The sequence below is a fragment of the Clostridium sp. KNHs205 genome (assembly GCF_000702945.1).
Taxonomy (GTDB): Bacteria; Bacillota; Clostridia; order Lachnospirales; family Lachnospiraceae; genus Anaerocolumna.
Genome location: NZ_JNLE01000003.1, coordinates 2,884,301 through 2,906,293, shown reverse-complemented (window position 1 = coordinate 2,906,293; position 21,993 = coordinate 2,884,301). Strand labels below are relative to the sequence as shown.

Here is a 21,993-nt window from a genome sequence, read left to right as displayed (position 1 = left end):
AAATATATAGAATTAACTTCAGCACATAAGCTTATTTACTTAATGAATAAATCCGGCAGTATCTTTCTATTTATGATACTATATGGATTTAGTAAACTACTCCCGCATGGACTTTTTGAGGATACCTGACTTATCTGCATGTTTTTGGCATTACAATTAAAAAACAGATGGGCTATGAACCCAAAGGAACTTAATTGCATTATATGCTTATAGAAGGTTAGCCTGATTTCGACCTTTTTCTTTCGATAAATACAGTGCACGGTCAGCTCTCTTTAAAATATCCATGGATTCTGTATCTGTCTTTTGGAAGAAGGAAATACCGATTGATATGGTTGGTTTTATAACCGTTTCTCCGACAGATATCTCTAACGCTGATATAACAGATAAAATACTCTGGGCAAAAGCCAGGGCATTTTTCTTTTGCAGGCCATTAAATATTATGATAAACTCATCTCCGCCCCAGCGAATAATTTTGTCTGAGCTTCTTACAATACCGCTGGTGGCATTCACGATTTCCACCAGCACCAGGTCCCCTGTTGCATGTCCGTGTTCGTCATTGATCCCTTTAAAATGATCTATATCAAACATCATAATGACAGGGTCTGCATCACTTTTCTGATACGATTTAAAGGCTTTATTGATATCAATTGTACCGCTTCTGCGATTACCTGCCCTGGTAAGAATGTCCTGATTCATCTCCGATTCCATTAGCTTACTGGTATTATGGTAACGTATTTTTTCTATTAGGGTTATGATACAATAACTAATAAGCAGTATAATGACAAAGACCAGCAGCAATACCAGCATCAGCCGGGATACAAGCGTTTTGCTCTGCTGGTTCATCAGATCAATGTCCTCCTGAATATCATCCAGATACATCCCCATTGCAATAACCCAGTCATAATCTTTGTATAACTTGGCATAGGTCAGTTTCTCAGATATTCTGTCACTTTCCAGTTCCTTGAAGTAATAAGTAAAGAACAGCTCTCCATTTTTATTGATACCCTGCAGCTCTGTCTGATAAGGCAAATTCCCATTGATATCTTTTGTGTTAGTAGAAAGATATGTTCCTTCTGTTTCCGGAAGATTCGGATGAACAATCCGTATTGCATAATTATCACCACCGGTATAATTAATTATCTTATGAACCCATACATAAGAATTATCACCGAATCTGGTACTTCTTATAATATCAGAAACCTCAGCTTTTACCAGCTGATTAGAATATTCTTTGCTTATACCAAGGAAGATAATTTTTTTACCATGAGTCACTAAACGATAGGTAGCCATTTCAGGTACTACCTCCTTTAGTGTATCCTCCCAATTGCCCTTTGACAGGTTCAAAGGATCATAAATAGCTTTATTCTCCCTGGTATCCCATAGAACTACCTGTACGAAATCATAGTCCGGATTTCCCTTAAAAAAAGTAATAATGAAATTATTGAATTCAGCTTCAGAAAGCTCCGTCTTCAGCTTGAGTACTGCCGCTGTTCTGGTCATGAACTTTTCCAGATAATTTACTTTTGTTTTCCTTCTGACTTCAATTTCCGAGATAATGTTGTTAACGGTGTCTTTAAGAATATCTTTTTTCATATTATAAACAGTTTCCTGGGTCTTGCTGATATAGATATTGCTGATTTTATCCAACGAGAACAGATAAAACCCTATCAGAACACCGCAAAGAATACTTAAAATAGCTAAAGTAAATAAAGTATATTTACGTTTGATAATACACGCCTCCAATTATATGTCTTTACAGTCAAAAAAGAGGTCACCAATAACCATGTACCCTCTTCTCAGACATACAGATGCTTTTCTTTTTATTTATTTCTATTGATATTATGTACTCTATTATAGACTAAAGTACCATTGGGAAGCAAGCCTAAACTATTACGTATTCAAAGCTATGAGAATATTCCATACTTCTGTCGGCATTTCTGATACTTTTTCTGCTATTTAACCACCTAAAGTAAATGATAAAATTCAAGAAATATAATATACAATATGATTCTTATTGAAAAAAGAGGATGGCACCAGTTATCTTTACTTAAAATCAGTTTTCAGATACGGAATAAGGAATCATTGAATTCGATATACTGAATCTAATACCTGCTTAAGAAAACTTCTGGGGACATCCTCTGTTATGGTTACACTAATCTGTCATAAATCTGTTAAAAACAGAATTGCTACTAATTACTTATTTATATGATCATTTAACTGATTTACCAGTTCCTCTACCTCAACACCATGTACGGCGCAAGCATCCTCCAGACTTTCAGCAGAAGAAGCGGGACAGCCCAGACAATGCATACCCATTTCGAAAAAATAAGGAGCAGTGGTATTATCTGCATTTAGAACTTCACCTATTAAGGTATCCTTTGTTACCTGTAATTTCATATTAACTCCTATCTTGTGCCTTTGCACATGTTTTTATTGATTTCACTATCTCCACATACCTTCAAGCTTTTTGCGGTTCTGCAAAAAAGAGTGTGAAATGTTTGAAAGCAATTAATTAAACTTCTATCGCTAATCCGCCCATAACCTGCTGACTGAAGACATGTTCAATCCTGGGCAGTGAGATTTCCAAGGTTTCTCTTAATACATCTTCAATGGTCTCTACCGGAATTACTGTGAGCTGCTGCTTTACTTCCTCTGGAACATCCTTTAAATCAATCACATTATCTTTTGGAATGAGAACTTTATTGATACCGGCTCTCTGAGCGCCAAGCAATTTTTCCTTCAGTCCGCCAATGGGAAGTACTGCTCCTCTTAAGGTGATCTCACCGGTCATGGCAATCTTTGAATCTACTTTTTTACCGGTAACCAGGGAAGCTAATGCGGTAAACAAGGCTATACCTGCTGATGGTCCGTCTTTTGGCACTGCTCCGGAGGGAACATGAATATGCAGATCCCTTTCTTTAAAGTTAACGGAATTAAGGGGCAGCCTGGATTTTAATAAACTTAAGGAAATTCGTGCAGATTCTTTCATAACATCACCAAGTTTTCCGGTTAACATCACAGCTCCGCCTCCCGGCATGTCCGTGGCTTCGATAAAGAGAATCTCACCGCCTACTGGTGTCCAGGCAAGTCCGGTTACAACTCCCGGAGGATTGTCCTGCTGTGCTCTGTCATGCCTTGATACCTGTCTTCCAAGTAACTCCTCCAATGCAGCTGCTTTTATCTGATACGGGATTTCCACTTTGTTGGATACGATTTTCTCAGAAGTTATCCTTGCAAGTGCTGCCAGCTGCTTCTTCAGACCTCTGACACCGGCTTCCAGTGTATAATCATTAATAATCTTCTGAAGAACTTCATCTTCCATTACCAGATGCTCTTCCGTCAAACCATGTTCCTCTAATACAGCGGGAAGTAAATAATTCTTAGCAATATGGAACTTCTCCTCCATGGTGTAGCTGGATACTTGAATTACTTCCATTCTGTCCAGCAAAGGACCCGGAATGCTTTCCAGGGTATTGGCGGTTGCTATAAAGAATACATCGGACAAATCATATGGAAGGTCCATATAATGGTCGGTAAATGTATTGTTCTGTTCAGGGTCAAGAACCTCCAGCAAGGCACTGGCAGGATCTCCGCTATAACCGCCGGCCACCAGCTTATCTACTTCATCAAGAACCATGACCGGATTGTTAGAGCCTTCTTTTCTTATGCTTTGAATGATTCTTCCGGGCATTGCACCAACATAAGTTCTGCGGTGGCCTCTGATTTCAGCTTCATCTCTGATACCGCCCAGACTTAAGCGGATATACTTTCTGTCAAGTGCTTCTGCAATACTCTTACCGAGACTTGTCTTACCCGTTCCGGGTGGTCCTACAAGGAGTAGTATGGAGCCACGTTTATCATTTTTCAGCTTCATAACTGCCAAGTGCTGGATAATTCTGTCTTTTACCTTATTAAGCCCGTAATGCTGCTCGTCCAGTATCTGTCTGGCTCTCTCAAGGTTAATGGGCTTTGCCTCCGCCTTTCTCCAGGGGAGTGAGATCAGAAGCTCCAGATAGTTACGGATTACGTTATATTCTGAACTGTTAGGTCCTTGGGCTTCTAACTTGTCCAATTCTTCTAAGGCTGTATTTTCAATGTCCGCCGGCATGGCTGCCTCTTTGATTCTTGCAAGGAAATCCTTATCTTTCTGGCTGCCTCTGTCTTTCCCTTCATTTAGCTCATCCTGGATCACTTTAAGCTGTTCTCTGAGCACGGACTCCCGGTAATATTTATTGGCCTTCTCTGAGAACTTCTCAGAGATCTGAAGCTGAAGTTCAATGGCTTCCTTCTGTTTTAACAGGTGGTCCATATACCTTAAGCTTCTGGCCTTTAATGATTCTATTTCCAGTAATTCATACTTCTCATCATTTGAGATAGACATATATTGGCTAAGATATACCATAAGGGTATTTAAGTCCTTAAACTCATCCACAATTCGGCTGTATTGTTCACCACCCTGGAACTTAGCGCTGATTTCCCGGATTACCTTCTTCAGATAATCAAGCATTTCCTCTTTGCTCTTATCATCCAGATCTGTAATTTCAGGACTGAGTTCGTACTCTCCATGAATCAGGCCATTCAGAAAATGCAGTTCCTTGATCTCCACCCTGTCTTCTATCTTAACAGTGAGCAAAAGACCTCTTTCTGTTTTCTCCAGTTCATTCACCTGAAAGGTTAATCCGGTTCGATAAAAATCCTCTTCTTTTAATCCTTTTTGTCCAAAATTCTGCTTTAGCGGCAGGATTATTTTTGTGATATCTTCATTATTCAGATATCTTAATTGCAGCTCATCGGGTGTTTTTATATTAACCTTTGTTACAACTCCCGGTAATAAGACTGAATTGGAAACAGGAAAGACAACTCCCTGGCTATTATTATAATTATCTGACATACTATCATCCTTTCCCTTGGTATAAATGAATATTCATTTATTTATACTGTTAAATAATTGCGAGATCTCTTTGTCAAATCAACAAAATTATCTCGCTGGAATTTATTGTATCAATATAGCTTCCTGTATGATTAGTATCATCTCCTTTAGCAAATCTGCTCTTTCAGCTTCACTTTTATGATTATCCGCTGCTATTGCTTTGACAGGATAGAAAATTATCGCAAGCAAATTATCATCACTGTAATTTTTTATAACCTGCTTCTGCTTCATTTCCTTCATAAGACTGTGAATGTTGCAGATTTTCTTTCTCCCGGAACAGCCATTGGCCAGGGAGGGACAGTTGGAGAACTGCTCCACAAAGCTGTAAATCTCTCTATTCTCCAAAATATAATTATAGTAACTTCTGATAAGCACTTCCAGCAACTGCTGTCCGGTCATTTTGATGTCTACTCTGTCTAGGAGATAATCAAAGATTTCTTCCGAGTATTCCGTATAAATGTCCTGCAGCATATTTTCTTTATTATCAAAATATATATAAACTGTTGCCGGCGAAACCCCCGCCAATTTCGCGATTTTTGAGATGGAAGCACCATGAAAGCCTTCTTGAAGGATCAGTTTAATAACTGCATCTTTTATGCTTCTCTCTTTCTCATCGTCTTTTTTTCTCATGATATCACCTCAACATGGTTTTATAATAAACGATCATTCATTTATTGTCAATAGTTTTTTCATTACGATACTATTGTACCTTAAATAAATGCTTACGGCAACTCTTATAAAGGTGGTTTGCGCGGCAACCTGGTTATCATTACTATTGTCTTATCTTACAACTTCATTTCTTTCTTTAAGCAATAGGAGCCTTCTTCTAAATCCATAGGTTTCTCGATTTTTACACAATGAAAACCGCATTTATTGATATAGAAATTATGATTCCTCTTGCTGAAAATAGGAGTATCCGTGCTCCAGCTCAATGTATCCGGATATCTTTCTTCCACCAGCTTCCATACCCTTGTTCCGATCCCTTTATTTTCTTCCGTTGGATCCAGAAAAATTGTTCCAAGGTAATTATGCTTATTTTCATTAATCCATAGTATGATTCCTCCTATCAGCTCTTTATCTTTAAAGATTTTAAAGGCTGTAGAATCAGGGTGCAACCCCCATTTTCTTAAGAAACTGCCATCATCATACCCTTCCGGGCCACCTTCTGCTTTGTTTGTATGCATCCTGCTGTCTTCATCAAAAGCTCGTTTTGCAATTTTTGTTAATGCTTCAATATCCTGGCTTCCCATTGGTTCAAAGGTAATATTCTCTGTCATACTATGTATTCCTCCCATGATATAATGTGCGTATACTCAATAAGCTTCTATTAAAGCTTTCATTGGTCTACATGAAAAATCATAAGCTTTAACGTCGCGTCAAAGTCAATAGATATTTATTAACTGAATATTATCAGCTAATCAATAGTATAAAGTTAAATCCATTTGTCTATATTTTTAAATAAGGCTGTGTTAATATATAAATAGATCTACGTTGCTTTCAGATATTAAAAACGGTTGTATGCAGATTCTTTTTATCAGTAAGATAAACGTTAACATTTATCTTATAAAAAATAAATTTGTTATAAAACCTCAGAATTCTTAAAAAAGGAGACATTTATATGCAAAAAATCGTTCCGCATTTATGGTTTGACAAGGATGCTGTTACAGCAGCAAAATGGTATGTAAGTTTGTTTGAAAATTCTGAGATTATTCATATCGGAGAACTTCATGATACACCTTCCGGGGATGTGGAAACTGTGGATTTTAAACTGGCTGATGTTACCTTCTCTGCTATCAGTGCAGGTCCTTACTTTTCACTTAATCCTTCTATTTCCCTGATAGTAGCCTGTGAAACGGCTGCAGAAGTGGACAGGCTCTATTCCCATTTATCGGAGGGTGCCTCTGAACTTATGCCTTTAGGAGAATATCCTTTCAGTAAACACTATGTATGGCTGGAAGATAAATACGGCGTTAACTGGCAGCTATTCCTGGTAGAAGATATTACAGAGCATCAGCGGCTTCGTCCCTGTCTGCTGTTCGCTTCGGATGTATGCGGTAAAGCTGAAACAGCACTTAACGAATATCTTACCATCTTCCCCGGTTCTTCTGCTGGTTATATAAACCGTTATGGTAAAGGTGAGATGGAGGACCCAAGACCTCAAATCAACTACGGTGAATTAAACTTACCCGGCCTTCAATTTATTCTGATGGATCATGGTTCCGGCGGTGTGGAAAACTTTAATGAAGCCTTTTCCTTTATGATCAGCTGTGATACGCAGGAAGAAATCGATTATTACTGGGAGAAACTATCCCAGGTTCCTGAAGCTGAAGCCTGCGGCTGGGTAAAGGATAAATACGGAGTTTCCTGGCAGATCGTTCCCACTATCATGAATGAAATATTGAGAAACAGTACAAAAGAAGAGGCTGACCAGATAACCAAAGCTTTCTTAAAAATGCGAAAACTGGATATTAAAAAAATTGAACAAGCTAAACTTGGAATTGAAGAATAAGAGATAATGGCTTATAGATTACTACAGGCTTTTCTAACAGATTTTCCTTTAACTGTTACCAGTACTGCTTTGCATAATTTTCTTGCTTCATCACTGTACCTGAGATTTACACAATAGGAAGACGAAGGATTGAGGTGTAACGGCTTTAGGTGTCAGCAGTAAATATGTTTTTATACCTGCTGCAACAAAGCAACATCATGCAATTACACCAACGCCCAGTATCGGTGTAATTGCATGATGCAGTAAGTAAACATATAGCAAGGCAGTACTGTCTGACAGTTATCAGCAGGTAAGAACTTTATTCGTCTAAACGCTGATAAATTATTATAATTTCTATATCAAGAAATTTACAATAATTTTTTTAAGATAAAGTATTGACACCTGATAATATTCATGATATTATATCTATGTTATTTTAGATGCAAATTTGATTCACATATTTTTGTAAGTCATTAAACATTTAATGGTTTGCACAAATATGTGATTTTTTATTTTCACCCAAAATATTCACAATTTAATATTATTAGGAGGTATCTTTCATGAACAAAGGTACAGTAAAATGGTTTAACGCACAAAAAGGTTTTGGATTTATCACAAACAGTGAGAACGGTGAAGATGTATTCGTACATTTCAGCGGAATCGTTTCTAATGGTTTTAAGACTTTAGAAGAAAACCAGAATGTAACTTTTGAAATTACTAACGGACCTCGTGGTTTACAGGCTGTTAATGTAGAAATAGCTTAAGTTTCATTTCGTTATACCAATAAGAACCCCGGATCTTCTTAGAAGGTCCGGGGTTCTTATTTTATAATTGTTACAGCCTTTATGCAACTTCATAATCCTCTGTTAACAGATATGAATGCTGCTTCAAATACAGCTGCTCTTTTACTAATATTACATATCGTTGATTTAGTGTTTTATTGTAGTTGCTTTTCATCATTAATTCTTGGTAAAGTAATATTTACTGATGTTCCTATTTCGTATTTGCTTTCTATCTGAAGTGTACCTCCATGTAACATTACGATTTTCTTTGATATGGCAAGCCCTAGGCCCTCTCCCAAAATTTTAGGATTTACCTTGTAGAAAGATTCTGTAATATCAGCAATATACTCTGCCTTGATGCCAATCCCGGTATCACTTATTTTTATTGCTACCAGCTCTTCTTCTACAGATTGTTCAATTCGAATGGAACTATTTTGATGCGAGAATTTAATTGCATTGTCCAATACATTCAATACTACCTGCTTTAGTTTGTCACCGTCGGCTAGAATACTGACCGGGCATGTTGTAACCTTTAAGTCAATATTCCTGCTCTCCGCTTTCTTTCTTAATTGAAATGCAGCGTCGTCTATTAGTTTATCTAAGCTCACTTCCTCTTTTATCAGTTGAAATCGTTCCGACTGATATCTGGAAAAATCCAACAGATTCTCAACAAGTCCAATCAAACGTTCCGTTTCCTCACTGATTATTTCCATCCCGAAGACAAGTTCCTCCTTAGTTAAGCTGTCCGGCTCCTTCATAGTCTCCACCCAGCCTTTGATTCCGGTTAAAGGAGTTCTCAGTTCATGAGAGATTGATGAGATAAATTCATTTTTCAGCTGATCTGTTTTTTGAATCTCATCTCCCATGTAATTTAATATTCTTACGATATCACCTGGCTCATTGGGGTATATTTTATCTATTTTATCCTTGTATTTTCCTTCTGCCATTCTGTTCGTCAGGCTTATAATATCATTTAAGGGTCTGACAAAAGAGGAGCCAAGCTGCAGACTTACAAGAAATACAATTCCTGCAATGACTGCACTTATACTAAGGGCATACAGCATTAGATGATTGATTATATCTTCTGTTTTGCTTAGGGATGTTGAATAACGTAGGATATATACAACCTGCCCCCCGTATAGGAGAGGCGCATAAACCGTCATTATTTTTTCATGGTTGCTTTGCTGCTCTATTTTATATATGATTTCAGCATGAATAACTTTTGGATTTATCTGATAGGTAATTTCACTGTAGAAACCGTCAGAGGACTGGAGAAGCTTTCCGCTTTTTGATAACAGCTCCAGCTTAGTACCTCTTACCTGATAGCTTTTTAGGATATTATCACTATCCTTTAAGAAGGAACCACCAATTATATTACTTTGATCAGGCCAAAGATATTCAACAGTCTGAACTTTATTTTGAAAGGTATTTACTATTCCATTGTAAAAATAATACCTGATACCCATCCAGAAACCCAGTATAACAAGCCCAAGTGTAAGTAAGATGATGAGCATGAAATAAAGACTGATTTTACGCTTCATTTCCCTGTTCCCTCCATAGATAGCCCAAACCCCATTCTGTACACAAGTATCCAGGGTTAGAGGGATCCTTTTCTATTTTACGTCGAAGACGTCTTACGTTAACATCAACTACTTTACCGTCACCGATATAATCAATACCCCATATTTCATTCAATATTTCATCACGATCAAACACCTTATTCTTATGGCTTACCAGAAAATAAAGTAGTGAGAATTCTGTTGGAGTTACTTTAATCTCCTTCCCCTCTCTGGAAAGCTTTCTGTTAGCTGTATCCAGAAGGAAAGGACCGGAAGTAATATACTCCTCTTTCATTGGATTTTCTTTATAATCCAACCGACGCAGCAATGATATGATTCTTGCCTCTAATTCCGCCATGCTGAAGGGTTTCGTCAGATAATCATCGGCCCCCTGAATCAAACCTTTTACCTTATCTTCATCCTGGGTTCTGGCAGTAAGTATAATAATACCCACAGATTGACTGGTGCTTCGTATCTTATCGCACACCTGGTACCCGTCCATTCCAGGAAGCATTAAGTCCAATAGAAGAATATCTATTTTATTGCTCTTAAATAAAACAAGAGCCTCTTCACCCGAACTTGCTTCAAAGAGTTCATACCCTTTCTTCCTTAGGTTAAGCCTGATAAAACTTCGGATGGACAGTTCATCTTCGACAATAAGTATTGTTTTCATGCTACCTCACTTTAACACCCATTCCTGCAAGTATCAGTTAGCAGATGCGCCTCTGCCGCTAGCTTGAGTGTAAATTGTACTTTTATTAATCAATCTAATTCTTCTGTAAATAATTGAAAAGCATCCTTTGGAATGGGCAGGTTGACTTTCTCTTTTGTATAAAAGATGGTATTTTCTGTTTCTGCAAGTTTGACTCCATCAAATTCCGCAGCTTTTGCAGTCCAGCTGACCTCAAATAACAGGCTGTCATCTTCTGTGCTAAGCAAGGAAACCCCATTCTCTGATTTTTTTACAGTAACTTTTTCGTTCCATTCTTTCGGAATCTTAATAAAAAATTGCTGTCCATGGTCCTCGTACCGTTCCTCAATCAGCTTTGTGGTTCCATCCATATCATAATCCACATAGGTGTAGATAAAAGGTATTTCTGCAAATGCTGCATCTTCATAACCTTTTGGAATATACATTCCGGCCACTTCTATAACACCGTCCTGATTGATATCCCGGCTATAGGCAGGGTATGCTTTAAATAATGTTTTGTCCTGGTCATCCCCGATTTTGACAAGTTTTCCGTCTTCATATGTAATAATCTGTGTAAGCATGGAATGAGCACCTATTCCTCCGTCAGCAAATAAAGCTCTTTCTCCTCCAGATAAATTACCGGGAACGATATTTTCAAAGGAAACGTCTGGATTTAGGGTAAACGTTGAGATGACTTCTAATTGTCCCTTCTGATACTTTAACAACTCTGCCCGCTGTTCCTTTCCGGCTTCACCGTCAAGTAACAGAACCTCAGGGCTTTTATCTCTATTATAATCCCAAATATCCATCCCCTCATAGTTTCGGTCAATTTTCTTCTTAAGCTTACTGCCGTCATATTCATAGATAAACAACTGATTTAATGTATCATTTTCTGAATTTGTTCCTCCTATAAGAATTTCCTTATTTCCGCTTCCGGTAAGATCTGAAATTCGAAAGGTAAGAAGTGAATTAATGGATAGTCCCTCATCAAAACTCTTCTGATAATTTCCCTCTGTTTCCTGTAACATCAGCAGCCTTATCTGCTGATTGTCCTTTAAGTCCCGGTACAATACAAATATTTCAGCCGTTCCGTCCTGATTAATATCTTCTGTAAAAATACTTTGCTTTTGCAGGTCATCTCTTGCGGTTACATACTGAGCCTCCACCGGAAGATACTCCTTTATAACAGTTTCTACTCTATTTTGTTCTTCACCATAAACTGTCGGTGTCTCTAAAAGACTGGTTACGTCATTTGTCTTACCGCAGCCCGATGCCAGGCTTCCTATTAATGCGATGCTTAAAAGAATCGCAGGATATCTTTTACGCATATTATCTCCTTTCGTGAATATCAAACTTTCAATTTGATATTCCTGATTATTCTTTTTAACACTTCCGGAATATCTACACTATACAGTATATAAACTAAAAATGTGTTACAAAAAGGTTACAATATTTTCTGGTGTAATTTACCAGGCCTATAGTTTATTGTTTAAAAAAAGGATTCGTGTGGGTAACTGATATCTTAATTCTGTAAATTTAAGAAATATGCAGCAATATAATGAAACAAGACAGCATAAAAAACACATTCAATCAATGTGCAACTATGATTGAATGTGTTTTGTGTATTTTAATTCAATTATCTGAATGAACACAGAGCTCTGTAATTCATTTTGTGTAAACTATATTTAAACGAACCCTGATTTTCGGCTTATTAGCTCAACATAAAATCTCAGATTGATACTCCTAAACAATTGAACCGCCGCCGTCTACAATGATAAACTGTCCCTGTACATAGCTGGAAGCATCACTGGAAAGATACAATATCGTTCCGTTTAATTCACCTTTTCTGCCTGGACGGCCTGCAGGATTTGCTGCATTATAGGCAGCCAGAAATTGCTCTGATTTAAACAGTGTTCCGGCAGTCATTTCGGATTCAAAAAGTGCAGGTCCAACAGCATTTACTGTTATGCCATATCTTGCATAGGAAGCTGCCATTCCTTTCGTCATACCAAGTACGGCAGATTTAGAGGAGTTGTAGGAATGTCTGATAAACATATCATTTTTATCAGCTACCACTGCATTTACGGAAGCTATGTTTACCACTTTTCCGTAGCCTTTTTCTTTCATTTTTGGTATTACGTATTTACTGGTTAAGAATATGCTTTTTACATTGGTATCAAAAGCTGTATCCCATTCCTCTTCTGTCATGCTGTCAACACCGCCCCGTACTGCAATACCGGCATTGTTTAATAAGATGTCCACGTGTCCAAAGGTATTGAACACTGTTTCCATAGCTTCTTTCACACTCTCTTCTTTGGTAACGTCGCAAGCTACTGCAAGGGCTTTTCGTCCTGTACTCTCGATTACTGCTTTTAATTCCTGAAGCTTATCGTAACGTCTTGCCAATAGGGCTACATCTGCACCGGCTTTGGCATAAGCAAGTGCTGCATCTGCTCCCAGTCCGGAACTTGCTCCTGTTACTACTGCTACTTTTCCCGTTAAATCAAATAAATTCTCCATGTTTTTAATTCCTTTCATTTATATTATTGAAGCATCTACTTATGCTGCTGACTTTTCGATTTTTGCTTCTATACTTTCAATTATCCATATCACCAGTAACTAAATTCGTCCGGTTTCCATAAACGCTGTACGGTCATAACGTCCGGTCAGCAGGTAGGGAATTACTTCCTCTGCCTCTAATTTCTCTACCAGATTCAGCTTATGTACCAACAGGCTGTTCTTGGAATAAGCCCCGCCAATTATGGTATTAATGGGAAGTTCTGCCCAAGGATCATCAATACTGGATTTTAAATTCATTGCTACAGTACCGGGTTCCCAGGATTTATAATTATATTCGCATTGATTCATGAGCAGAGCACCGTTCATAAAGTGAGCTGCACCATTTTCATCAGGCTGTCTGTCAAAGTGGAAATAGAAGCCGCCTCCAAAGGTCTGCTTGCCTGCTGCCGGGAATTGGTATAAAGCTGCGGTCATAGGACTGTTATACTCGCCTATATTCATCTTTATATCAACCAGCTGTGTTCCTCTTCTGGTAACTCCTGCTGTTACGGTGTCACCGTTTCGCCTGATTACAAATTCTCCGCCCAGCTTCTTGGGAATACTTCCGTTATCCCTGCCGCACTGAACAGCCATCTCTGCTCCGGGGCCTCCCAGTACAAGACCCATGGTATACAGGCCCAAGGTTTTTCCGTAGGTTGCATAAACACCCAGTATTGCCTCATAGTAATCATCTGCAAAGGTCGGATTATTTACATGGCAGACTGATAAGGTAACCACCGGCATAGAGAAAGGTTTTAACGGCGGGGGAAGAATTCTCTCTATGGCTGCAGGGTCTGTCAGGTAACTGATATAGATTCCCTCCTGATTGTCCATCAGAGAAACCTTACCGAAGTTTGGAAGTTCTTCCTTTGATACCTTAAAACTGGGTAACTTCTCTTCTGAGGTAAACAAGCTTGCGGCTGTATCATAAGCTGTACGGGTTGCCGGTGCGATACTGCCGTCTTTTATAGCACTTCCTATAAGCTTCACCGTAGTTCCTCCGGATTCCAGTTCAGATACCAGTGTTCTGTCGGGACGGAAGCCAAGAGAGAGAACGACTGCTTCTGCAGCAGCTTTTACTTCTTCTTTGTTATCCAGCTTTTCCAGAATAACACTGTCTTCCTTAATTTCTTTTAAGGAATGTCCTAACAGGTACTGTGCCCCTGCTTTTGCCAGACGTCCGCACACATCGGCAACGTTGGTATGGTTGGCATTTGGTGCAGGCGTATTAAGCATATCAATAATCGTCACCTGATTTTCTGTTTCACAGAGGTATTCTGCGGTTTCAAGGCCGGTGAGTCCTGCACCGATTACTACAACTTTCCTGCCTTTAAGGACTTCCTTCCCGGATAGGATGTCTTCTACGGTATACACGTTTTTACCATTGATGCCTGGTATTTTGCCAGGAATGATGGAAGTGGAACCGGAAGCCAGCAGAACCGCATCCGGTTTACAGGCCATAATGCTTTCTGCATCTGCTTCCGTATTCAGTAAGACTTCCACTCCAAGCTTCTCAAATTCATTGCCGTAATAGTCAGCAATCCACTGCATACGCTCCTTAAGTGGAGGTTTTTTCGCCAGATTAACGGTTCCTCCAAGCTCTGCCTGGCGATCCATTAAAGTTACTTTCATTCCTCTTAGTGCAAGTGTCTGTGCTGCTGTCATACCGGCAGGGCCTGCACCGACTACTACAACCCGGTGGCCTTTGGTGTCACGAACCAGGTTTCCGTACTTTCTCTCTCTTGCATATCTGGGATTTAAGGCACATTCAGGTGGTAAGCCTGCAGCATTATATTCGTTTAAGCTTTCGAAGCAGCGCAGACAGGAAATACATTTACGCAGCTCCTTTTCTCTTCCCTCCTGAACTTTTTTACCCCATTCTTCATCTGCATTCCAGGAACGGCCCATAGAGACAAAATCAACCACACCGTCTTCTAAAAACTTCTCAGCTGCAGCAGGTTCCCTGATAACAGAAACACCAATTACCGGAATTTTCACATGGCTTTTTACAGCCTTAAGGAAATCACGTCTCCAACCCTGAGGGAAGGAAATTGGCTCTATGCAGGTCATTCCGGTTTCATACAGTCCACAGCTTGGATCAATAAAATCAATTCCTGCCTGTTCCAGTGCCATGGCAATCTTAACGCCATCCTGCACATGAATATACTCTTCCGTTACCCCAGTCTTATCAAGGAATTCTTCAATACTTAGACGTACACCAACGGGAAAATCAGGTCCGCACTCTTTACGGATTCCTTCGATGATTTCAATGATAATCCTCAAACGGTTCTCGAAGCTTCCGCCGTATTCATCCTCTCTTTTATTGGTGTAGGGTGATAGGAACTGATGCAGCAGGTATCCATGGGCAGCATGTAATTCCACACCGTCACAGCCGGCCTTTTGCACTCTTCCGGCACCGGCTGCAAACTGCTTCACCAACTGCTTTACCTCTTCTGTGGTCAATGCGCGGGTTTCCTGATTTAATAGTTTACAGGGTATGGCTGAAGGTGCCACTACCGGCTGTCCCCCAAGGAGGGCGGATACGGTTTCACGTCCCGGATGATGGAGCTGAATAAATATTTTGCTGCCATGCTTATGTACTGCTTCTGCCAGCCTTGAAAGCGGTTCTATATGTCTGTCTTTGGTAACGGATAACTGTCTCATAAGACCAGCTCCGTTTATATCATTTATACGGGTAATCTCAGGAATAATCAATCCCGCTCCTCCAATTGCTCTCGCCTCATAAAACGCTATCATATCCTCTGAGGGCGTTCCATCCAGGTTAGCCAGGCCGCAGCCCATGGGAGACATGACTAAGCGGTTTTTAAGGGTTACCTTGCCAATGTTTCCCGCTTCAAATAATCTGTTATACATTCTGTACCTCCAACGATTTTGTTAAATTTATAACATTGTTGATAACATAAGAATACAGGATTACAGTTAAATTCACAACGTGTATGATGAATGATAAAACTTTGACAATTTGGTTACCATGCACTAAAATAATCAGGAGATAATATTTATAGAAACAATTGGGGGTTATTATGACTTTTAAAAAGCTAATCGAAAGAATATCCGAGGAATACAGCATAGATATAGTAAGTGAAGGTGAAGATACGGAGTTACAGGATATTGCATTGATAGACGGCAAAGATCTCAATACCCGGAAGAACACCTTATATTTTGGTTATGATAAACAAATTAACAAGCCGGTGTCTCCCGCCCATTGTATTTTTGCCAGTACAGGCCTTGCTCCCCTTCCCCTTACCACTGGCTGTAATGCTGCTATGGTGGCGGAGGAGGAGCTCTTCTCCCTGTTTAATACGGTTAAGAATCTGATTGAAACTACCCGCAGCAAGGGAATTTTCGAGGAACTTACTGCCCTGGCAGACAGCTCCCGCAGTATTGAAGCAGTAATTGATGCAGCCTCTGTAAGGCTTGGCAACTTTCTGGTATTCTGTGATATGAACTTTAAGATTATTGCCAAATCTGTCTCCATACCGGTCCTTGATCCCTTATGGATAGAAAATACTGTCCAGGGTTATTGTAGTTATGAATTCATTAATGCTGTTAAGGATTTAACAGCAATTAAAAACGCTTCCATGACAACTTCTGCCTTTGAAGTCGTATGCAGTCAATCCTCCAACCGTAAAATCTGCTGCAAAGTCTTTCATAATAAAACCCAGATTGGATTTCTGTTAATGATCGAAGGAGACAATCCCTTTCTTCCCTCTCATTTTGAGATGCTTAGTACCATAAGCCATGCTGTCAGCTATACCATAGCTTACTATACACCTGATTTATTTGAAGGCAACAGCCGTTATCATGAATTACTATACAGCATGCTGATAGGAGCTCCTGCCAAGGACATTGCCACCCGTCTTTCAGGCCTTAAGTTTCCTGGCAGAATGCTGGCTCTGTATCTTCGCCCTGCCAGATATTTAGGACAGCAGTATCTTAAGAATTATACCTCTAAAGCACTAAAACACAGAATTGCCGACACTCATGTAACCTATCATAAAAATGGCATAGCTGCAGTCATTCCTTTAGTGGAGGAGTCTGACCTGTTCAATAAACTGCCTGAATTATTAAGAGACCTTGCAAAGAAAGAATATGTTCGTATCGGAGTAAGCTATCCCTTTACAAATATCGAGAATTTTGTTAGCCATTTTGATCAGGCTTTCGTTGCTCTGGAGCTTGGACAGAAGTTAAAAAGCGAGGAACCTGTTTGTTTTTATCAGGATTATCAGTTTTTTCATCTGCTGTCAGAAACAAAATCTCCTGATAAGCTGGGGAGCTTCTGTCATCCCTCCCTGGCAGCTCTGAGACAATATGACCATGCCAATAATTCACAGCTGTATAAAACTTTGTGTGTCTATATTGAAAAGGGCTGTAACATCAAGCTGACCTCTGAAAGCCTGTTTATACATCGTAATTCCCTGGTGTACCGCTTAGACCGCATCACGGAAATCTGCGGGATTGACCTTACAGATATTAATACTTTATTCCTTCTTCGATTATCTTTTTTAGTGGACCGCTATAATGAACTGAATACGAATATTGAATGGGGTTAATATATATTAAGGCTTAATTACACTTCCTTTAATCGACATTGGCTCTTTTATTCCTTTAAAATATAGAGGCAGCCCTTCTGCAAAAACCGGTAACAGCATCTTGGTTGGATTCTGCCGCTGGTGGTGAATATGCAGATGAGGTTCTGAGGTAGAGCCGCTGTTTCCCACACGGCCAATGTAATCACCTGTCTTTACCTCATCCCCTGTCTTTACTACCAAACTGTTTTTTTTCAGATGGTTCAGAAGGAGGTATGTACCAGTTGTGTTTATCCTGATATAGACATGATTGCCTTCTGAGGATATGAACTCTTCTGTATTTGCCAGTATATCCTCTTCCTCATCATAGGCTTCCACTACTACTCCTGAAACAGGAGAATACACTTCCTTATCCCAAATTCCGTAACTGTCTGGATCTTTACTGCCAGTGGTATAGGGTTTCATTACAATATCATATGCCCAGCGCTCCGAAGCCCAGACGGCATGGGGTAAATTATCCTCTTCGCGGTTACCGCCGAATCCTATTACAGCCTCTTCCTTAAAAGGCCAGGCTACGGTTACTGCAGGTGTTACTTTATTTATATCTGCTGGATAAGCAAATTGAAGGACATTCATAGTCAGCAGGATTGGAAATATAGCGATTCCGCTGACTAACAAACCTGCTATTCTACGGCTGATGCTTTGGTTTCTGATGAGATTTATTACTATTAATAATATATTAATAAGAATTGCAGGAAGCCCTGCAAAGGGAATTATCAATTTAAGCACACCCCAGGAAACTGCTCCCGGTAAGCCTTTTACAAAAAATACTGCTATCCACATAATGGAAAGAATAAGTAAAACTATCAAATTCAAATACCCAAAGTTTTTAAGTCTGTTTTTCATAACTGCTCCTGTCTGTTACTCTAAGGTATCTCTTACTCTAAGGTATCTCTTACTTTTAAACGAAAGGCTTCATCTGTAAGTATCTGATACAAGAAATCATTCATATTTTGTGATAACCTTTTGAATTCTTTCTCTGTAAGATTATTTGTAAAGAATGCAATTTCCACCGTCTGTTCTTCCTTATCCCTGGCGTACATGGCTGTATTTAAGATATAGTTCGTTGAACCGCCTTTAAATCCCAGATGCTTAAAAAGTTCCTGGTTTCCTTCACTTTCCATAGGTCCTTCCATTACTTCCCTTAAGCAGATGTTCATTTCATCAGAAAAGTAGCTGTCACTATTAATTTTCCCTAACAGCTCACCGTATTCTCTTGAAGTTGCTGCAACCATCCTGTCAGAATTCATTTTGTCAAATTCCAGATCATACCATTCCTCAAGATGCCTGGATTTCTGATAGCTTCCATCCTTATCAGCTTTAAGCCTGTTGTGTTCAAGGACTGCCAGTTCTGCAAATTCCTCCTGTGGCATGTTGCTTAAAAGTACCTTAACTTTTTCTACTCTGTCTGCCTGCGATAATCCATTGTACTCCTCCATTAAACTGCCCGGTATCAAAAGACCGGCATAAAAGGGGTATATGGCTTCGTGGGTTGTTAACTGCAGCTCTGTCAGACTCTTATTAATCTGATCCAATCCCAATAGTTCTATCAGGTATTCCATATTTGCATTGCTGCTAAAGTCTATCATTCCTTTTGCCACTTCTCTTAAAGCTACTGTCCCTGCTTCTGTTTTTTTATTCTGTTCTAAATATTCTTCCCATTGTGGCTGGGCATCTCCGTCAAGCTTTGGAATGTAATAACGGTTGATCTCCTCAAGAGAAATACGGCTGTCAGGATCGATCTTCTTATCAGCTGCCTGTCTGGCATATTCAATTGCAATAATTATTTTTGCAACACTTGCTAAGGGCATTTTACGGTCCGCCTGGTATTGTATCAATGAATTATCATTGTTAAGAATTGAAAGGGATACCTTTTCAGGATTATTCTGAATAAATTCCAGGACCGAGGAAGGTTTCTTACTTTGACTAATTCCAAAGATTATAGCAGACAAACCTCCGATACTAACAAGTATCAGGGTTGCCAGAATGATTATATTTACTTTTCCTTTAATTCTATTAATTTTTATTCTGTTTTTATTTTTAGTTCTCATTTTCTTTTACCATCAATTAATAAGGGGGCTATTAATTGCAATCGTGGTATCCTTTCTATTTGTATTAGTTTATAATTATAAGTATAATTCCTTAAAACCAAATAGAAGTAAACGCATCACCAACAGAATATAAAATCTACAATTTTCTTGTTGGCTCTACATTAGTATGATACTATTGATTGTAAGAGCTTAGGAAAGCTTACCATTATCGGAGGACCATATGTATAATGAAGAAAAGCTTCTGATCGTAGATGATGAAGCGGGACTTTTAAATCTATTAAAGATAACACTGCAAAAAGAACGTTATAATAATATAACCTGTGCCCTTACGGCTACTCAGGCTATGGAATATATAAATCATAATACCTATGATCTGATACTTCTGGATGTCATGCTTCCTGATTTATCGGGTTTTGACCTTTGTACAGAAATACGTAAATTAACCTTTACACCAATTATCTTTTTAACAGCCTGCGCCGGCGATTTTGATAAGCTTACGGGCTTAACCCTTGGCGGCGATGATTATATAACCAAACCTTTTAATCCTTTAGAAGTAATTGCCCGTATCAAGGCTATCCTTCGAAGACAGAAGCATTATCAAGAGACCGAAAAAGAAAACCTTAAGCTTTCTGACAACACAATATATGATTATGGTCCTATTAAATTAAATACTGCTACCGCAACGCTTATGGTGGATTCAGAAGAAGTGGAATGTACTGCGAAAGAATTTGAATTACTTCGTTTTTTCTGCAAAAATCCAAATCATGTGTTTACGGCTTCTCAAATCTATGAAGCTGTTTGGGACAGTATGGGGTTGGGTGATGAGAAGACTGTTACTATGCATATCTCAAAGCTTCGTAAAAAGCTTGGGGACGATGCAAAGAACCCAGAATTATTAATTACTCTAAGGGGAATTGGTTATAAATTCATTCCACCTGCCAAAACATAAATATTATATTGGTGCTGTGTAAAATAAGAGTCATTAGAGACGAAATTACTTCTATGACAGAAATTTTTGATTGAAAGAGGCATGTTTATAAAATGAAACTGAGACTACGTTTTATCCTGTTTTTTACCGGAGGCTTGTTCCTATTCCTCTTATACATGGGGGGCTTGACGGCCTTTGTCTTTGAACATATAATACCGTTGTTTACAAAACCGGATACCGGTAGTCAGGCATTGTTCTTATTGACATTTACCGAGAAGAAGGAATCCTTGCTTTACCTATTTACTTTTGTATTTGCTTTTGTCAGCGGAGGTCTAATATTAAGCCGGTACTTTGTAAAACCGCTGCTTTTTATCCTATCCTTCGTAAGACAGCTATCAAAAGGTAATTATGATGCCGCAATATTAAATAAGGTTATCTATAAACGGGGGAAATTGAAGAAAAGATATTTTCTCTATAAAGAAGTGCTGGAAGACCTTTCTCATCTGGCAGAAGTATTAGAGTCTGTGAAGGAAGAACGGAGACAACTGGAGATCTCTAAAAAGAACTGGGTTAATGGTATATCCCATGACTTAAAGACACCCTTATCTTATATAATCGGATATTCCTCACTGCTTAAAGCTGAAGGCTATAGCTGGGATAAGGAAGAAACTGATAATTTCTTAGATGAAATCTATAACAAGGGGAAATATCTTGAACAATTAGCAGACGATATGAACCTTGTATACAACCTGGAAGGCCAGCAGGCAGAACTGCCAATAAGCTTGGAAAATTTCGATCTGATTCCTTTTCTCCAGGGACTGGTTGCTGAGGTTATGAATGGTCCCACCGGAGCCAGGTATCATTTTGCTCTTCATACAGCTGTAGATTCTTTACCCATCTATGCAGATTCAAAGCTATTACAACGTGCCATTCAAAATCTGCTTATGAATTCTATCCATCATAATGCAGAAGGTACAAGTATTGAAATAAAAGTTTTTATATCTGCGGAGATTCATGCTGTAATTGAGATTTCTGATAACGGTGCCGGTTTAACACCTGAGACAATCGAAAGATTTAATGGCGTGGAAGGTTTTCTGAATAACAGCTCTGTCTATAAAAAGAAAGGTCTGGGTCTTAGTATCGTTAAAAACATCGTGAAAGCCCACCAGGGTCACATTATAGCAGAAAAGAATCCAGTAACCGGTACAACCTTTCGTATTCTAATTCCCATTACCCCAAATAGCTGAGCTGTGTTTTGTCTAAAAGTAAGTTTAAAGGAGCAGATAATCCCCTTATTCAATCAGGTTTACTGCTCTATATTTCTAACTGTCAAAATGAGATTACATCAAGATAATGTTCAGTTCAGCAATAATTCTGGTTCGTTTAAACAGGGTG

At 38.9% G+C, this 21,993-nt stretch carries 17 protein-coding genes; 5 read left to right on the top strand and 12 right to left on the bottom strand.

The features are described 5' to 3' along the window. Positions 1–207: 207 nt before the first annotated feature. The 5 genes from BR73_RS0112000 to BR73_RS0111980 all read right to left on the bottom strand — a co-directional run bounded on the left by BR73_RS0112000 (position 208) and on the right by BR73_RS0111980 (position 6,207). Positions 208–1,743, bottom strand: a complete 1,536-nt coding sequence (locus BR73_RS0112000) for a diguanylate cyclase (protein WP_033165718.1) — start codon at positions 1,741–1,743, stop codon at positions 208–210. A 450-nt stretch (positions 1,744–2,193) separates the two neighbouring features. Then, positions 2,194–2,397 (bottom strand): DUF1858 domain-containing protein, encoded by a 204-nt coding sequence (locus BR73_RS0111995; RefSeq protein WP_033165717.1) that lies wholly within the window; start codon positions 2,395–2,397, stop codon positions 2,194–2,196. Between the two features lie 115 nt (positions 2,398–2,512). Beyond that, a complete protein-coding gene (gene lon, locus BR73_RS0111990; protein WP_033165716.1) occupies positions 2,513–4,891 on the bottom strand; it encodes an endopeptidase La in 2,379 nt (792 codons plus the stop codon). A gap of 102 nt (positions 4,892–4,993) precedes the next feature. Then, positions 4,994–5,560, bottom strand: a complete 567-nt coding sequence (locus BR73_RS0111985; protein WP_033165715.1) for a TetR/AcrR family transcriptional regulator — start codon at positions 5,558–5,560, stop codon at positions 4,994–4,996. A 155-nt stretch (positions 5,561–5,715) separates the two neighbouring features. Then, positions 5,716–6,207 carry a GNAT family N-acetyltransferase gene (locus BR73_RS0111980; RefSeq protein ID WP_156034701.1) on the bottom strand — a complete coding sequence of 164 codons (492 nt, stop codon included), beginning with the start codon at positions 6,205–6,207 and terminating at the stop codon, positions 5,716–5,718. 341 nt (positions 6,208–6,548) lie between these two features. Here BR73_RS0111980 and BR73_RS0111975 point away from each other — a divergent pair, with 341 nt between their 5' ends. Both BR73_RS0111975 and BR73_RS0111970 read left to right on the top strand, forming a co-directional pair. Then, complete coding sequence (locus tag BR73_RS0111975) at positions 6,549–7,439, top strand: VOC family protein (RefSeq protein ID WP_033165713.1); 891 nt, start codon at positions 6,549–6,551, stop codon at positions 7,437–7,439. Between the two features lie 539 nt (positions 7,440–7,978). Continuing rightward, the gene (locus BR73_RS0111970; protein WP_033165712.1) at positions 7,979–8,182 is read left to right on the top strand and encodes a cold-shock protein; all 204 of its coding nucleotides are present in this window, start codon (positions 7,979–7,981) and stop codon (positions 8,180–8,182) included. A gap of 173 nt (positions 8,183–8,355) precedes the next feature. On the opposite strand, the gene BR73_RS0111965 is transcribed toward BR73_RS0111970, so the two are convergent. From BR73_RS0111965 to BR73_RS0111945, 5 genes are all read right to left on the bottom strand, one after another. Then, positions 8,356–9,741 carry a HAMP domain-containing sensor histidine kinase gene (locus tag BR73_RS0111965; RefSeq protein ID WP_033165711.1) on the bottom strand — a complete coding sequence of 462 codons (1,386 nt, stop codon included), beginning with the start codon at positions 9,739–9,741 and terminating at the stop codon, positions 8,356–8,358. Next, positions 9,731–10,432, bottom strand: a complete 702-nt coding sequence (locus BR73_RS0111960) for a response regulator transcription factor (protein WP_033165710.1) — start codon at positions 10,430–10,432, stop codon at positions 9,731–9,733. The genes BR73_RS0111965 and BR73_RS0111960 overlap by 11 nt, the downstream gene beginning before the upstream one ends. 89 nt (positions 10,433–10,521) lie before the next feature. Continuing rightward, positions 10,522–11,778 (bottom strand): hypothetical protein, encoded by a 1,257-nt coding sequence (locus tag BR73_RS0111955; RefSeq protein WP_033165709.1) that lies wholly within the window; start codon positions 11,776–11,778, stop codon positions 10,522–10,524. A gap of 415 nt (positions 11,779–12,193) precedes the next feature. Beyond that, positions 12,194–12,970, bottom strand: a complete 777-nt coding sequence (locus tag BR73_RS0111950; protein ID WP_033165708.1) for an SDR family oxidoreductase — start codon at positions 12,968–12,970, stop codon at positions 12,194–12,196. Positions 12,971–13,069: 99 nt separating this feature from the next. After that, entirely contained in the window at positions 13,070–15,883 is a 2,814-nt protein-coding gene (locus BR73_RS0111945) for an acetoacetate decarboxylase family protein (protein ID WP_033165707.1), read from the bottom strand. A gap of 170 nt (positions 15,884–16,053) precedes the next feature. Here BR73_RS0111945 and BR73_RS0111940 point away from each other — a divergent pair, with 170 nt between their 5' ends. Then, positions 16,054–17,583 carry a helix-turn-helix domain-containing protein gene (locus BR73_RS0111940; protein WP_033165706.1) on the top strand — a complete coding sequence of 510 codons (1,530 nt, stop codon included), beginning with the start codon at positions 16,054–16,056 and terminating at the stop codon, positions 17,581–17,583. A gap of 6 nt (positions 17,584–17,589) precedes the next feature. Here the strand turns inward: BR73_RS0111940 and BR73_RS0111935 are convergent, their stop codons facing one another. Together BR73_RS0111935 and BR73_RS0111930 are read right to left on the bottom strand one after the other, a co-directional pair. After that, positions 17,590–18,465 (bottom strand): M23 family metallopeptidase, encoded by an 876-nt coding sequence (locus tag BR73_RS0111935; RefSeq protein WP_197032657.1) that lies wholly within the window; start codon positions 18,463–18,465, stop codon positions 17,590–17,592. A 32-nt stretch (positions 18,466–18,497) separates the two neighbouring features. After that, a complete protein-coding gene (locus tag BR73_RS0111930; protein WP_051685164.1) occupies positions 18,498–19,670 on the bottom strand; it encodes a serine hydrolase in 1,173 nt (390 codons plus the stop codon). A 220-nt stretch (positions 19,671–19,890) separates the two neighbouring features. Between BR73_RS0111930 and BR73_RS0111925 the strand changes: the two genes are divergently transcribed. Both BR73_RS0111925 and BR73_RS0111920 read left to right on the top strand, forming a co-directional pair. After that, the gene (locus tag BR73_RS0111925) at positions 19,891–20,619 is read left to right on the top strand and encodes a response regulator transcription factor (protein ID WP_033165705.1); all 729 of its coding nucleotides are present in this window, start codon (positions 19,891–19,893) and stop codon (positions 20,617–20,619) included. A gap of 92 nt (positions 20,620–20,711) precedes the next feature. Continuing rightward, on the top strand, positions 20,712–21,845 hold the full coding sequence (locus tag BR73_RS0111920) for a HAMP domain-containing sensor histidine kinase (protein ID WP_051685163.1): 1,134 nt from the start codon (positions 20,712–20,714) through the stop codon (positions 21,843–21,845). Positions 21,846–21,993: the final 148 nt, after the last annotated feature.

What these genes read in the sequence shown, in the direction of transcription:
- BR73_RS0111995 (WP_033165717.1), bottom strand. Translation starts at nt 2,397, where the DNA reads ATGAAATTACAGGTAACAAAGGATACCTTAATAGGTGAAGTTCTAAAT.
- lon (WP_033165716.1), bottom strand. Translation starts at nt 4,891, where the DNA reads ATGTCAGATAATTATAATAATAGCCAGGGAGTTGTCTTTCCTGTTTCC.
- BR73_RS0111985 (WP_033165715.1), bottom strand. Translation starts at nt 5,560, where the DNA reads ATGAGAAAAAAAGACGATGAGAAAGAGAGAAGCATAAAAGATGCAGTT.
- BR73_RS0111980 (WP_156034701.1), bottom strand. Translation starts at nt 6,207, where the DNA reads ATGACAGAGAATATTACCTTTGAACCAATGGGAAGCCAGGATATTGAA.
- BR73_RS0111975 (WP_033165713.1), top strand. Translation starts at nt 6,549, where the DNA reads ATGCAAAAAATCGTTCCGCATTTATGGTTTGACAAGGATGCTGTTACA.
- BR73_RS0111970 (WP_033165712.1), top strand. Translation starts at nt 7,979, where the DNA reads ATGAACAAAGGTACAGTAAAATGGTTTAACGCACAAAAAGGTTTTGGA.
- BR73_RS0111965 (WP_033165711.1), bottom strand. Translation starts at nt 9,741, where the DNA reads ATGAAGCGTAAAATCAGTCTTTATTTCATGCTCATCATCTTACTTACA.
- BR73_RS0111960 (WP_033165710.1), bottom strand. Translation starts at nt 10,432, where the DNA reads ATGAAAACAATACTTATTGTCGAAGATGAACTGTCCATCCGAAGTTTT.
- BR73_RS0111955 (WP_033165709.1), bottom strand. Translation starts at nt 11,778, where the DNA reads ATGCGTAAAAGATATCCTGCGATTCTTTTAAGCATCGCATTAATAGGA.
- BR73_RS0111950 (WP_033165708.1), bottom strand. Translation starts at nt 12,970, where the DNA reads ATGGAGAATTTATTTGATTTAACGGGAAAAGTAGCAGTAGTAACAGGA.
- BR73_RS0111945 (WP_033165707.1), bottom strand. Translation starts at nt 15,883, where the DNA reads ATGTATAACAGATTATTTGAAGCGGGAAACATTGGCAAGGTAACCCTT.
- BR73_RS0111940 (WP_033165706.1), top strand. Translation starts at nt 16,054, where the DNA reads ATGACTTTTAAAAAGCTAATCGAAAGAATATCCGAGGAATACAGCATA.
- BR73_RS0111935 (WP_197032657.1), bottom strand. Translation starts at nt 18,465, where the DNA reads ATGAAAAACAGACTTAAAAACTTTGGGTATTTGAATTTGATAGTTTTA.
- BR73_RS0111930 (WP_051685164.1), bottom strand. Translation starts at nt 19,670, where the DNA reads ATGAGAACTAAAAATAAAAACAGAATAAAAATTAATAGAATTAAAGGA.
- BR73_RS0111925 (WP_033165705.1), top strand. Translation starts at nt 19,891, where the DNA reads ATGTATAATGAAGAAAAGCTTCTGATCGTAGATGATGAAGCGGGACTT.
- BR73_RS0111920 (WP_051685163.1), top strand. Translation starts at nt 20,712, where the DNA reads ATGAAACTGAGACTACGTTTTATCCTGTTTTTTACCGGAGGCTTGTTC.